At 25.1% G+C, this 14,318-nt stretch carries 15 protein-coding genes and 2 tRNA genes; all 17 read right to left on the reverse strand.

What is annotated here, in order from left to right; genetic code table 4:
* Entirely contained in the window at nt 1-369 is a 369-nt protein-coding gene (locus ACLFP3_RS00140) for an Mbov_0395 family pilin-like conjugal transfer protein (RefSeq protein ID WP_412031579.1), read from the reverse strand.
* A 143-nt stretch (nt 370-512) separates the two neighbouring features.
* On the reverse strand, nt 513-2,129 hold the full coding sequence (locus ACLFP3_RS00145; RefSeq protein ID WP_412031580.1) for a CDS14 family ICE transfer lipoprotein: 1,617 nt from the start codon (nt 2,127-2,129) through the stop codon (nt 513-515).
* A 41-nt stretch (nt 2,130-2,170) separates the two neighbouring features.
* Nucleotides 2,171-2,452, reverse strand: a complete 282-nt coding sequence (locus tag ACLFP3_RS00150; protein ID WP_412031581.1) for a hypothetical protein — start codon at nt 2,450-2,452, stop codon at nt 2,171-2,173.
* A gap of 24 nt (nt 2,453-2,476) precedes the next feature.
* Nucleotides 2,477-2,950 carry a single-stranded DNA-binding protein gene (locus tag ACLFP3_RS00155; RefSeq protein ID WP_412031582.1) on the reverse strand — a complete coding sequence of 158 codons (474 nt, stop codon included), beginning with the start codon at nt 2,948-2,950 and terminating at the stop codon, nt 2,477-2,479.
* On the reverse strand, nt 2,951-3,178 hold the full coding sequence (locus tag ACLFP3_RS00160; protein ID WP_412031583.1) for a hypothetical protein: 228 nt from the start codon (nt 3,176-3,178) through the stop codon (nt 2,951-2,953). It abuts the gene before it with no gap.
* Nucleotide 3,179: 1 nt separating this feature from the next.
* The gene (locus tag ACLFP3_RS00165; RefSeq protein WP_412031584.1) at nt 3,180-3,848 is read right to left on the reverse strand and encodes an Mbov_0392 family ICE element protein; all 669 of its coding nucleotides are present in this window, start codon (nt 3,846-3,848) and stop codon (nt 3,180-3,182) included.
* Between the two features lie 2 nt (nt 3,849-3,850).
* On the reverse strand, nt 3,851-4,003 hold the full coding sequence (locus ACLFP3_RS00170; protein ID WP_412031585.1) for a hypothetical protein: 153 nt from the start codon (nt 4,001-4,003) through the stop codon (nt 3,851-3,853).
* A gap of 1 nt (nt 4,004) precedes the next feature.
* Nucleotides 4,005-5,912 (reverse strand): type IV secretory system conjugative DNA transfer family protein, encoded by a 1,908-nt coding sequence (locus ACLFP3_RS00175; protein ID WP_412031586.1) that lies wholly within the window; start codon nt 5,910-5,912, stop codon nt 4,005-4,007.
* Nucleotides 5,913-5,923: 11 nt separating this feature from the next.
* Complete coding sequence (locus ACLFP3_RS00180; protein WP_412031587.1) at nt 5,924-7,594, reverse strand: type IV secretory system conjugative DNA transfer family protein; 1,671 nt, start codon at nt 7,592-7,594, stop codon at nt 5,924-5,926.
* An 11-nt stretch (nt 7,595-7,605) separates the two neighbouring features.
* Nucleotides 7,606-8,859 (reverse strand): hypothetical protein, encoded by a 1,254-nt coding sequence (locus ACLFP3_RS00185; protein ID WP_412031588.1) that lies wholly within the window; start codon nt 8,857-8,859, stop codon nt 7,606-7,608.
* 239 nt (nt 8,860-9,098) lie between these two features.
* The gene (locus ACLFP3_RS00190) at nt 9,099-9,998 is read right to left on the reverse strand and encodes an MAGa4850 family ICE element protein (RefSeq protein ID WP_412031589.1); all 900 of its coding nucleotides are present in this window, start codon (nt 9,996-9,998) and stop codon (nt 9,099-9,101) included.
* Nucleotides 9,999-10,095: 97 nt separating this feature from the next.
* Nucleotides 10,096-10,596 carry a hypothetical protein gene (locus tag ACLFP3_RS00195; RefSeq protein ID WP_412031590.1) on the reverse strand — a complete coding sequence of 167 codons (501 nt, stop codon included), beginning with the start codon at nt 10,594-10,596 and terminating at the stop codon, nt 10,096-10,098.
* Nucleotides 10,597-11,063: 467 nt separating this feature from the next.
* Entirely contained in the window at nt 11,064-11,891 is an 828-nt protein-coding gene (locus ACLFP3_RS00200; protein WP_412031591.1) for a nucleotide exchange factor GrpE, read from the reverse strand.
* Nucleotides 11,881-12,900, reverse strand: a complete 1,020-nt coding sequence (gene hrcA / locus ACLFP3_RS00205; RefSeq protein ID WP_412031592.1) for a heat-inducible transcriptional repressor HrcA — start codon at nt 12,898-12,900, stop codon at nt 11,881-11,883. The genes ACLFP3_RS00200 and hrcA overlap by 11 nt, the downstream gene beginning before the upstream one ends.
* Nucleotides 12,901-13,018: 118 nt before the next feature.
* Nucleotides 13,019-13,095: transfer RNA gene (locus tag ACLFP3_RS00210), tRNA-Arg, on the reverse strand.
* Between the two features lie 4 nt (nt 13,096-13,099).
* Nucleotides 13,100-13,174, reverse strand: a tRNA-Cys gene (locus ACLFP3_RS00215).
* Nucleotides 13,175-13,391: 217 nt separating this feature from the next.
* A complete protein-coding gene (locus tag ACLFP3_RS00220; protein ID WP_412031593.1) occupies nt 13,392-14,306 on the reverse strand; it encodes a hypothetical protein in 915 nt (304 codons plus the stop codon).
* Nucleotides 14,307-14,318: the final 12 nt, after the last annotated feature.

Raw genomic sequence — 14,318 nt, forward strand, 5'->3', positions numbered from 1 at the left:
CTATAAAATACCTTTAATTGCATATAAATTCATTTGTTTTAATGAAAAAATGTCTTTCAATTGATAAAGAATAACAGATGAGCTTTTACCGCCGTTTGATGGTTTTCTAACATTACCCTTAATAAGTTCGACTAATGGTCATAAAACAATTAAGAATAATAAAACTACCAATGCAGTTCACATTTTTCGATTATTCATTTTTCTTTTTTGTGGATCATCTTCTACTGAGTTTTGACTTTTAGCTATTAATGCGCAAGCTATTAATGCAATAATTGCAACTCCTATTAAAGCAATAAAAATTGCTCTTAATACTGTTTCAGAAAAATCTCCTAAAAATGAGAAAGTTTTATCATCAATTTTATTTCCCATAATATTTTTCTCCTTGTTAAATTACATAAAAAATATTTGGACTAATAGTTTTAAAAAAGTTAATAAAAAACCAACAAACCAATAAGCAAATTTAATTTACTTATTGAAGGTTGTTAGCAAAAATACATATTCATTATAACATATTAAAACTTATTAGTTTTAACATTCATTTTTAAAACACTATTTCAATTCTTAATGATTTTTTCTAAAAAGGTATCTTTAGCAGCTTCCTTTTTAGTAGCATCTAAACTATTTTCATAGCTATTAACATAAGCTTCTAAATTCTTAAAGTTTTTATCCTTATCCTTAAAAATTTGATTCAAATAATTTAAAGTAAAACGATAAATATAATAAGGCTCATTATTTTTATTTGATAATCATCTTGAGAAATCAATAAAAGAACCTGGCAGTTCAAAATTATTAGCCATAAAAGTAGGTACTAATACATCAAACAAAAATCTATAAGCAAATACTCAACTATATTCAAAATCAGTTTTATTACCTTGTGGAAACATAAAACTTATTGTCACATTTTTATTTTCAGGACTTTCCATTTCTGTAGCTAATAAATTACTTCAATCTAAAAACTCTAAAATATTTTTCATTAATTGTTCAGACATTGTCTTAAAAGCATTTTTTCTAGCCCCAGTAATTTCTGAAAAATACTCTTTATTTTCATCTTTATTAATATCATAAAGACTTAAATATCATCTAACTAACGACTGATACATTGCTTTTGATTTAATTTCCATGCTGTTTAATCTTAGCATCTCAAAGAAAATATGAGCTGTGTTATTTCATTGATCATAAATACCATCTTTAGTATATTTACCTGAATACATATCATTATGTTTATCACTAAATTTAGCTTTAAATTTATTATTTGAGCCTAAAGTATAAGGCATAAAGAAATGCTTATAACTAGCAGTAGGCACAGAACTTCATTTATTACTCATTCTTTGTTTTAAATCAGACATAGTAGTTTTCATTCAACCATCATCAACGGCATTAATCATGCCATCAACATATTTATCAAAAGCTGTTGCTCAAGTAGCATCAGCACCATAATGACGCATATATGCATATAAATCATTAATATTATTAGTTCTAATCAATGAGTCTAATGTTTGATCACTATTCAAGTATTGACTCATCTCATCAAGGAAACTTTTATGAGCTTCTCAAATACTAGCAAATTTATCTCCAGGAGCAAAATGATTATTAGCTTCAGAAGAAGCAAATTGTCTTAACATTTGATAAATATCACAGGCACCATTAATATCATTAGTCATTAGTCTTGAAGGAATATCGCCATATTTTTCCATAGGATATTCTTTATCAATATTAAAAGACATCATTTCTTCTAAAGACATTCAAAGACTTGGCACAATTTTATGCCATCCCTGAGCATTATAAACATTATCTTTAAACTTGTTAGTATTCTTATCAAAATAATCATCAGGATTGTTTAATGTTGAACCTTCACCTCTATTTGCAACATTATAAACTAAGTCTTTAAAATAATAAACATTATTATCTTTAGCATATTCTTCATTAGTTGATTTTCAAGTAATATAGCCTTCTTTTTTCTCAGGTTCCTTTTCTGGTTCTTTTGAAGGATCATTAGGTTTAGGATTAATAGGCTTTAAAGGATCAGGTCTTTTAGGATCTCACCAGCAACTAGCAACTACTAATGGACTAGCAACCACTGGTATAAGCATACCTAAATTTAACATTAATTTTTTTAAATTTTTTCTCATAAATTTCCTTATTTTTATTCTTAATAGAATTAATTATATCTTTATATTTCGCCTTTCATTAGTTTTTTAAGCTTTCTCTTTCTTAAAAAAGCTCACACAATTGGATAAATAAATGTTGCAATAATTAAAAAACTACAAACTGTTTTACCAATTTGCACTTCTTTATCTGTCCATTTAACTTTATCATATTTCATCATCGCATCAATGCCCATCATATAAGCTATCAAAAACAAATCTAAAACTATAATAATACCTAAATAAATTCCAAATCTTTTTCAAGTTAATCATTTAGGGAGCATCATTTTTGCTTGTGTATTATTCATAATTAACTACCTTTTTCTAATAAATTATCATTCTCAACCTTCTACCTTATCATCATTAGCTTCGGATTTATCCTCTAATACTTTGTTTTGATCATTAGAAATCTCTTTTTCATTTTTAAGTAAACCTTCACTTTCAGAGGCCTTTTCTTGAATATTAGAAGCATTCAAATCAATTTCTTCAGTATTAGTTTCACTAACTTTAGCTTTAACAACAAAAACTACCTTTTCTGCAATGACTTCTAGATTAACTTTCTTAGCTTCCTTAGCATCAGTATATTTGTTTAGCTTTAATTTTCCAGTAATTTCAATTAGATCGCCTTTATGAACATACTTTTTAATATTTTCAGCTAATTTATTAAAAGTTACAATATCAATAAAATTAATTTCCTTAACATTTTCTTTAACAGCTAATCTAAATCTTAAAAGATAAGTATTATTAGTTTTAGCTTCTACAAAATTTTCATTAACTAATCTACCAGATAAATTTACTTGGTTCATTTATTTCTCCTTACTTTTAGTTTGATTTAAAAATGTTTTATATTTATTTTCAGCATCTTTTCTAACATAAGTTTTAATTACAGAAACACTTTCAACAATTACCATTTCATAATCTTTAAAAATATCATCTCTTTTCTTTTTAATACTTTCAAAGTTTCTAGCAGAACCTTTGGCTACTGATTTATCGTCACCAATATTTTTAGCTCTCAATCTCAAAAATCTTTTCATTCTACAATCTTAAAGATTGACTTTCCTCTAAATACATATCATTTTGCAAGTCAGTGCATAAATCATTATCATAAGTTAAGACTTCGCCAAATTTTTCAGCATATTCCTTAGCAATATCTTTATTAAAGACAACATCAATACCATTTTCATAATCATTTACTTGCACATAATCACCATATTTTGCATATGAAATCATTAAACCATGAGCTAAATAAACATTTGCTTCAAGTCCATTTTCTCTTAAATCCATATCAACCAAAGCTTCTAAATCTTCATATAAAATTATTTTGTTATCAGCTAAAAAATTACTGAATGAATAATTTGCTAATTCATCTAATTTTTGACCAGCTTTAATAAAAGCTTCATTAGTTTTTGGTTCACATAAATCTTTCAAAGCATTAGTCATAGCCTCTATTTTTTGAATTCCTTCCGGTTTTCATTTAGTTTCAACTAATAATGAGCTATAAATTTTTTGATTATAGTCATCGTAAATACAACCCATATTATCAACAATATTTTTAACTGAATTAATATAAGTTTTTTGTTCATTAACATCCTCATATGAAGCAGCTATATCATTAAAATGATTATAAATTTCTTGATCATCACAAACAGTAGATGCATATTGTGTTATATAAAATAAATCTTCATTTTTAAAATACTTTTTCATTTTTATTTGTCCTTTTTATTAATTGATTCAACAGCTTCTTTTAAAACTAAATCAACATATTTACTTTTGAGACCATTTTTTCGAATATCTTGGTCAATAATTTCAATAATCTTGTCTTTAAGTTCTTTGTTTTCTTTAATATTTTTAATTTCCATTTTAGGTTTCTCCTTCTTTTTGCAAAGCATTAATTTTTACAAATAATTGTTTTTCAACATCTATCAAATTAAAAGCTTCATAATGTTTATTATCGAGTTTAACTTGCTCTGGTTTTAGATAACTATATTTATCATTAATAAAACATTCAAAAGCTAAATTTGTTTTCAACATCAATGGTTTAACACCAGGTTTTTTAATAATTAAATGTTCAGGTTTTTTAGTTTCAAGTTCTTTAACATCCATTACTGGTTTTGTTTTGGTACTTTCAGTTTGACTTGAACCTTTATCACTAGAAGTGTAGCTTTTAGAAACTACTTCTTTAGTTCCTAAACTTTCACTAAATTCTTTTAAAGTGTTTTTATCACCAGAAGCTAGAAAATAAACTAATTGGCAAGCACTTTTAAGTACTTTATCAACTTCGTCGTTGCCATGAGAATATTTTTTAAGTTGATGATAATCTTGCAATATCAACATAAAAAAGACATTTCTACTTCTAGAGATTGTAAGTTTATTATCAAATCTTGGAATTTGTGGTAAGTTTCCACATTCATCCAATAAAAAGAATGTTTTTCTTTTTAGTTTCAAGTTTTCACTTTTATTAGCTTTTTCAATTAATGTTTGATAAACTTGATCAATTAGCATAGACACTAAAAAGTGAAATGCAGGTTTATGATCAGGGTAATGAATAAAAATAGCAAAAGGTTTTTCCGAACTAACAATCTTTTTTAAATTAAAAATATAACTATCTCTTAAAATTGGTTTAATAATTTCATTCTTCCTAAAAATACTTAAAACACTAGTAGCATTAGCAAAAATTCCATTTAAAGTATCAACAGTTGTTAGCGGCAACCCTGTAATTTCGCTATAAAGTGAGTCTCAATAATAAGACTTTTTCTCTGCTTGTTTTTTAGCATATAAAATCCATTTTGAAATATCATTTTTCACTGGATTTCATCTAAAGTTATTAATACTTAACATATTAGCAATTGTTTCAAAGTTAAATTGATTTTTATTAACTAAATTAGGTTCATCAATTGATAAAAGTAATAAGAATTTTGCAATAATGACAATCACATTCTTAGCATTATTTGTTCACATACTATTTTCACCAGTTGAAATGTTTCAATTTAAGGCTTCAACAGTATTATTAATAATTTCATAAGCATGGTTAATATCTAAATTTAAATCATTAGTCTTTTCACTATGGACGCAGTTATAAGCAGCACTTAAAGGATTTCAAGCTAATGATTTTTCCGGATTACTAAAATCAATAGTATAGATTTTATAGTCATTATTTTCCAATGTTTTTCCTACAAATTGAATCACTTCTTTCTTAGGATCAGTAATAATCATATTAGGTTTATTTTCATAACCTAAATGAGCCATAAATTCAATATTAGGAATAATAATTCTTTGAGTCTTACCAGAACCAGGAGGTCCATTAACAATAGCATTTTGGTCTAAATCATTAACATATCATCATTTCCTATTCTTACTAAAAGTTAATAATCAATTAGCTTCAGTATCATCAGCAATTTGATGTCTAAATAAATTATTTAATTCTTTTTTAGACCCTTCATGAGTTGCACAATTATAAATTCAATCTTTAGAAGTTTGTGATGTCATTCTAGCTCATAAATCTTTAGCTCAATTTTTAAGTTCTTTTCAAAATAAAAACAAGCCCAAACCAAACACTAAAGCTAAAGACATCAAACTATAAGCATACTTAGTTTTCTTAATCACTAATAATGTTGAATTTCAAAATGTCTGGAAGTGATTTAACTTTTTATAAGTTCCCATAAAAATATTAAAAATGCAAGCTAATAAAAACATTCCAAATAAACTAACAAAAATTCACAAAAATATCTTTCCAACTACTTTACCATTAGTTAATTTTCTCTTTTTCATTTTCTATTTACCTACAACTTTGCTCGATAGTTTTTATGCAATAATTCAAGTTCTCTAACAGTTTTAGCATCAAATTCTTTTTCAGCAAGTTTCATTAATTTATTTGAGTTATTATCAAAACTAAAAAAGTCTAAAAAATTCGAAATAAATTGGCCAGCATCATACTTATTACTAATTTCTTTTGATTCTTTTCTTGCTTCTTGCAAAGCCTTAATGATTTTGTTGCCAATTTGTTTTTCAAAATCATCCTGTTCTTTCTTGATGATGTCATTAATTCTTTTTTCAAGATATTTATCACCATCAGTATTTAATCTTCTGATTAAATCGATTTTCTTTTGATAATCATCAACAGCTTCTTTATAAGTTGGATCTTTTTGGTATAAAAAGTTTTTAATTACTTCTATTTGATTTTTAGCTGCATCAGATAAACGTGCATAGCTTTTATTATGTTTATTTTTAAGTTCATCAGTAATAAACTTCGAAGCTTTTAAAAAATCAACATAATCTTGTTTTGGATCATCATTTAATTTTTCTTGATTTCTTTGTTTAACAAGCAATTTATTAACATTATTTAAAATTAGTTTTCTAGCATCTCAAACATCTTTAGTTAAATCATTTAATTTATTTACAAAATCACTATTGCCAATAGCATTTGCGATTTGACCCTTAAAAATATTCAAAGTTTCTAACTTAAAATTACCCTTAACTCTTGTTGGCTCTTTTTCATAAAAGAAAAGTTCGACATGTGGATATTGAGTATTACCATCCATAGCATAAAAGCAATTAATGTTTTTAGGATCAAAACCATTAGCCATTAACAGTTTTTCAAAATAAGGTTTAATAATTTCATGCCACTTATTTTTATGGAGCATATTATTTTCACCAGTTGAAATGTTTCAATTTAAGGCTTCAACAGTATTATTAATAATTTCATAAGCATGGTTAATATCTAAATTTAAATCATTAGTCTTTTCACTATGGACGCAGTTATAAGCAGCACTTAAAGGATTTCAAGCTAATGATTTTTCCGGATTACTAAAATCAATAGTATAGATTTTATAGTCATTATTTTCCAATGTTTTTCCTACAAATTGAATCACTTCTTTCTTAGGATCAGTAATAATCATATTAGGTTTATTTTCATAACCTAAATGAGCCATAAATTCAATATTAGGAATAATAATTCTTTGAGTCTTACCAGAACCAGGAGGTCCATTAACAATAGCATTTTGGTCTAAATCATTAACATATCATCATTTCCTATTCTTACTAAAAGTTAATAATCAATTAGCTTCAGTATCATCAGCAATTTGATGTCTAAATAAATTATTTAATTCTTTTTTAGACCCTTCATGAGTTGCACAATTATAAATTCAATCTTTAGAAGTTTGTGATGTCATTCTAGCTCATAAATCTTTAGCTCAATTTTTAAGTTCTTTTCAAAATAAAAACAAGCCCAAACCAAACACTAAAGCTAAAGACATCAAACTATAAGCATACTTAGTTTTCTTAATCACTAATAATGTTGAATTTCAAAATGTCTGGAAGTGATTTAACTTTTTATAAGTTCCCATAAAAATATTAAAAATGCAAGCTAATAAAAACATTCCAAATAAACTAACAAAAATTCACAAAAATATCTTTCCAACTACTTTACCATTAGTTAATTTTCTCTTTTTCATTTTCTATTTACCTACAACTTTGCTCGATAGTTTTTATGCAATAATTCAAGTTCTCTAACAGTTTTAGCATCAAATTCTTTTTCAGCAAGTTTCATTAATTTATTTGAGTTATTATCAAAACTAAAAAAGTCTAAAAAATTCGAAATAAATTGGCCAGCATCATACTTATTACTAATTTCTTTTGATTCTTTTCTTGCTTCTTGCAAAGCCTTAATGATTTTGTTGCCAATTTGTTTTTCAAAATCATCCTGTTCTTTCTTGATGATGTCATTAATTCTTTTTTCAAGATATTTATCACCATCAGTATTTAATCTTCTGATTAAATCGATTTTCTTTTGATAATCATCAACAGCTTCTTTATAAGTTGGATCTTTTTGGTATAAAAAGTTTTTAATTACTTCTATTTGATTTTTAGCTGCATCAGATAAACGTGCATAGCTTTTATTATGTTTATTTTTAAGTTCATCAGTAATAAACTTCGAAGCTTTTAAAAAATCAACATAATCTTGTTTTGGATCATCATTTAATTTTTCTTGATTTCTTTGTTTAACAAGCAATTTATTAACATTATTTAAAATTAGTTTTCTAGCATCTCAAACATCTTTAGTTAAATCATTTAATTTATTTACAAAATCACTATTGCCAATAGCATTTGCGATTTGACCCTTAAAAATATTCAAAGTTTCTAACTTAAAATTACCCTTAACTCTTGTTGGCTCTTTTTCATAAAAGAAAAGTTCGACATGTGGATATTGAGTATTACCATCCATAGCATAAAAGCAATTAATGTTTTTAGGATCAAAACCATTAGCCATTAACAGTTTTTCAAAATAAGGTTTAATAATTTCATGCCACTTATTTTTATGGAGCATATTATTTTCAAGTCCTAAATCACCAGGATTTATAACCAGATCCCAACAAGTTTGTTTTAAATTCTTAAATTCTCTTTTTAAAACATCAATATCTTTAATATCAATAGGCTTATCGGCCATCAAGTTATATAAACCAGATTTTTTATTACATTTTACATTTTCTTTAATATGATTTCTCATATATTCTTTTCTAGCTGCATCAGAGTTAAATTCATAACTTTCCTTTAAATCATTGTCATTAAAAACACAGCACTTATCACTTCTAGTTAAATAATCTAAAACCTTGCCATTATTAACTCAATTGTCTAAAGAATGATAATGACCTTTATTAGAAACATAACCACTTTTAGTGGTCATATAGTTTAGCAATACAACTACATTATTTCTAACCATTATCTAACCTTTCCAAGTAGTTTAAGTCATTCCATTCCTTAAACTCCTTTAACTATAAGCAACAAACTATATCTATCTAATTTTTCTAAAAGGCAAGTTTTATTCAAAAACTCTATTTTTTTTAAAAAGACAAGAGCTTAAAACACCTAACCTTAAAAAGTTAAGTTTTTGATTTAATTAATAAGTTTGGAAATAGCAATTAAGACAAACCAATGCCCATTCCATTCGCTCAAAACTCCTTATCAAACAGCATAGCTATTTCCAACATTTATCTTTAGAAACCGATAAGTTATAAACTTCTTTTTCTGTTTATCATAAGTTTTCTGATAATCAAAAAGTTCTTTAAGTTTTAGTCCAACAATTTCGCCAAATTTTCTAAGCATTCTATATGCTTGACTTTTACTTAGTTTTAAATAATTGTTATGACATAAAATCTTGACCTGATTTTTAATATTTTTCTTATGATGTTTCATCAATAAATTTTGCTTTTTTTCTAGCTTCAAAAAAAGCTTCAAACTTTCTAGAAATTTAGGCATCTGTAAAAACATTAAAATTCAAGTTTTTTCATTAGCAATTTTGTAGTATTGACTACCCTTTTCAAATCTACAAAATTCACTAAGTTTAATAGCTCCATTTTTTCTAACCAAAAGATTTTTATCTTCCAAATTTTTAAGTGCCACTTTAACTGAATTTTCATTAAAACCAAAATCATCAATCAAAAGTTTTTTAGGCACAAATTTATAAAGAGCTCTTTTTTTCATTAACACTGAAAAAATGAAAGTTTCTAACCTTGAGTTTTTAATTAAATCAAAAACTTTTTTAGCTATATTAACTTTAATTTTTAAAACTTTTTCTACCCTTAAAGTTTTAAAAATCTTCATAGCTCTAATTTTTGCTAAATTTTCTCTAAATAATAATCATTCTCGATCCTCTATTCTTAAACTTTCATCAGTTGCGTAATCAACTGAAGTATATCTGTTTAGCTTATTTATTCAACTCATAAATTCCTTTCCATCAAAATTTAATTTTTGAATACAAAAGAAATTTCTGATATAATTAATTTGACAGAGTAAGTCAATTTGGTTAAGTTGGTCCCCACCAACTTTTTCTTTTGTATTTTTGCTAAATTTTTTAACCATTAGCCGAACAGTAAAATTAAAAAAGCAAGTTTCAACCTGCCTGACTTTAAGTTTGCGATTTTTAATTTAGTCGCACCCCAATATTTCTACACTTCCATTATTTTTCTTGTTTATCAAATGAATTAATTTCTCTTGTTTTAAATAAAAAGCTAGATTCTATTGTTTCAGTTTCTAATTTTTGTTTCTGAATTCTTTTCACTAACTTAGAATTTAATAGCATATATAAAAGCATTAAGAAAATAAATACGGTCAATGAAGCAACTAAAAATATTAATGAATATGCAGTAACTGCTTCTTTAATAACTAAATACAATGTTTTATATATAAAAGGAATAAATTGAAAAATTAATGTTGTTATAGAAATGCTAAGTAAAATAGAGTTTTCTATTTTTACAAATATTAAAATAAGTAAAATTGTAATAAAAATTACTGAATAAATAGTTTTTATTGTGATGTAATAATTTCTAATTCTTGCTTCCTTTAAAACATTTTTATATGGTGTTATAAAAGAAAGACAAAGTATAATAATCAAAGTAAGAGATGATAATACAGAAAAAGTTATTCAAGTCTTTTTGCTATTCTTTAAATTTTTATTCATTAGTTTCCTCGTAAAGATCTTAATATTTTAATTATTAATAATAACAAATAATTATAGCATAATTTATTCAACTTCAAGGGAAATACTAAACAATGAGAGTAAAAAAAACTTAACCAATTTCTTGATTAAGTTTGTGGTCCTCACCATATCAAGAGGCTCTTAAATAGAGACTTTAACCAATCCTGTTGGCTCTACGACTTTACATAATTATTATAATATATAAAAAATAATAATCTACATATTACTAATTCAAAAATTAGTACTCGTTAACCATAAAAAGAAAAATTATGAAAAAATAAAAAAAATAAGAATATTTGTTTCCAAATACTCTCCCGAAAAAGTTGTTTGAATTATTTTTTTTAAAATAACAGTTACAACTTAATCACTATGATTAATTATAGCAATTTTTAATTTTTCTTTTTAATAATTTGATTTAATCATCAAATAAACTTTTTACCTATTGAATTTTAATTATTTGTTCCTTTACTTACTATAACTAAGGCAGGTTTAATTGTTCTATTATTTAGCTTATAACCAATATTTTTTACTTCAATTATTGTGTCTTTAGGTTCATTAGAATCAACTAATGCGAAGTTTTGATGAATATTTGGATCATACAAGTCGCCAACTTTAGGAATTATTTTTGCTATTTTAAAATCATATAAAACTTGTTCAATTTGACCATAAAGCATTTTGAAACCTTTAATAAAATTTTGAACAATATTGTTTTCAATATTTTTAGCACTATTAATAGCTAATTCAAAGTTATTTAAAGGCAAAATTAACTCTTCTAAAAATTTTTGTAATGCATAATCTTTAGATTCTTTCAATTGTTTTTCTAAATGTTCATTATTTTTTTGTTTGTGCTCGTTAATTTTTTCTTGCGCCTTTTTTTGTAACTCAGTAACTTGAGATTTAAATTCTTGCTCCATAACAGAACTTTTTATTTTTAATTGATCAATTTTTAAATTTAAGTTATCAATTATTTTTTCTTCTTCATCAATGATTTTATTTTTTTCTATAATTGTTTTTAAAAAAGAAATATATTGTTCGGGTGTAGGAACATGATTAATAATTTCAATTTCATTTCTATTTTTTTTGTCTTTAGAACTATAATAAATTAATTTTTTATTTTCAGGAATTTCTTTATCTATTAAAAAATCTTCAAGATGTTTATCTAATTTGTTGTCAAATTTTATGTATGTTTTTATTATTTCATCTTTATTTTCAATTTCTTTTTTTCCATGAAACTCTTTAATTTTCAATTCTAAATAATCATAGTTATTAATTTTCATGATTTTGCTCCTTTATTATTTTTTCCAAAATATTTAATGCTTCAAAAGATTCTTCATAATTAATATTATTTGGGCCTACAATACTTATCTCTTTAATGTTTTTTTCATTAACAAAGTCAATTTTTTTACTAATAATGCTTAAGTTAGGACGAGAGACATCCAATTTTATTTTATTATCTTCGTCTAAATCATTTTCTATTGTTTCTCATACTGATTTACTTTCTATTAAATCTAAAATTTCTGAAACATTTTCGCGGCTGATATTTTTAGATAAAATGATTGCGCCTTTATTAAATGTTTTTGTTTTGGTTTCTTCTTCAAAAACAAAAACATTTTTTATAAATTTTTGCAGAATAAGTTCATAGTTTTTAACTTGCTTACTAAAGATTGGCATTAATGCTTTTGCTTTTTTTGCTAATTCAATAAGAGGTGTGTCAATTAGTCTTTCTTTAAAAAGTCTAATTGCAACTCTTAAATCATTAACTTCTATTTTTTCTTTATCAAAATTAAACAATCTACTTTCAACTTTACCGGAGCTAGTTACAATTACTACTATAGCTGAAGCATCATTTAAAGTTGTTAATTGAATACTTTTTAATGTTTCTGAGGCATTGTTAGAAGTGGCAATTAAAGTAAATCCTGCCATTTCACTAACAATAGAAGCCGCTTCTTCTAAAGTGGCATTAATTTTTATCCTTCTCTTAGCAAGCAAATCTTCTAATTTTTCATTAAAATATCTTTTTGGATTATAGACTAAATATTTAGCATAATACTCAAGACCTTTAGTTGAAGGAATTCTGCCACTAGATGTATGATACTTTTCTAAAAGTCCTTCTTCTTCTAAACTTGCCATAATATTTCTTATTGTAGCTGAACTACAATTTAGACAAAATTTATTTACAAGTTCTTTTGATGCTACTGCTTCACCTGTTTCTATATATAAATCCACTATTAACTTAAAATAGTGATTCTGTTTTTCTGTTAGAATTCCTACTTTTTTATTAATCATAAAGCTCCTTAAATATATTTACTTTTAATATTTTAGCACTCTTTTGCTATATTTGCTAGTTTATTGCTAAATAAATAAAAAATGCAGTTATTGCTGCATTTTGGTCAACTTTGTGAAATGGCGCGCCCGGCAGGAGTTGAACCCACAACCTCTTGGGCCGTAACCAAGCACTCTGTCCAATTGAGCTACGGGCGCATTTTGGAGCCACCAACCGGATTCGAACCGGTAATCAGGGTGTTGCAGACCCATGCCTTGGCCGTTTGGCTATGGTGGCAACACATGGAAAATTGCATTATTATTATAATATAAATTAATTTTAACAAAATAAATTGTTGGAAATTATTGGGGTTAAAAAAAATATAGAAGTATTAGAGGGCTATACTTCTAATATATATTTCTTGAAAAGGAAATATATTCTTATTATAATATTTTTTTTAAATAAAAATTCAAATTTCTATTAGTATAATTAACTTTTTTAAAATTTTAGTAATTTATTTAATAGCAATATATTTAATAGTTGTTCTTTTAATGGTTTTTTTCAATAAATCTTCAACTTTTTTAGAACCTAAATTGCTTGTATCTTTACTATAAGAAATAAGTGAACAATTTGGCAAAGTAATATCAATAGGCGCATTAATAAAAGTAGATTTTTTATTCATTTCTCGTGAAGTTAAAATAGTTATTAAATTATTAATAAATCATTCTGGTCTAGTTCCAACACCTAGTCTATCTATAAATAAATAATCAACTTCTGTTAGTAGTCTTGTAATATGTGTTGATTCACTTATATTACGCTGATTTGTATGATAAGAATTAAATAATGAATTAGCATCTATCAATGCTACAGTTTTATCTTTATTTGTACCTATTAAAGTTGATAAATATTTTAAAATCATTCGTCCATAAATAAATTCTTCATCAACCAAAAATAATCCTTGATTTGTATTGGTGTTTGTTATTACTTTAATAGTTTCTTGTAAAGCAGCCGGAAATCTTTTCATAGCTAAATTAGCATCACTTAATATTTTTTTAGGTTTTTGTTTAGAGGGCATACTAAAATACAACTCTAAATCAGAATCTAAAGGGGTAATATCAGTTAATCAAAAATTTTCATACATTTTTTGCTTTTTAAAACTAGCATCGTTAGTGATATCAATTTCTAATGCATTATTTTTATTTAAAATTAAAGATCAACTAGGAGTTTTAGTAGGATTTTGTTTAATAAAGTTATAGTATTTTTGGAGTAAATTCATTCCCTTACTAATTTGTGTTTTGTTTAACTTTAATGAAGTAATTATTTGCTTAATTTGTTTATTAGCCAAAATTTCCTTTTTCTCTTTATCTAATTTTTCTTCATCAAAAACATGATTATTTAAAACTTTATCAAACAAAGATTTTTTAATCATATTTTTTCTCCT

Origin of the sequence: Metamycoplasma buccale (assembly GCF_046774455.1) — a bacterium.
Classification (GTDB): Bacteria; Bacillota_I; Bacilli_A; order Mycoplasmatales; family Metamycoplasmataceae; genus Metamycoplasma; species Metamycoplasma buccale.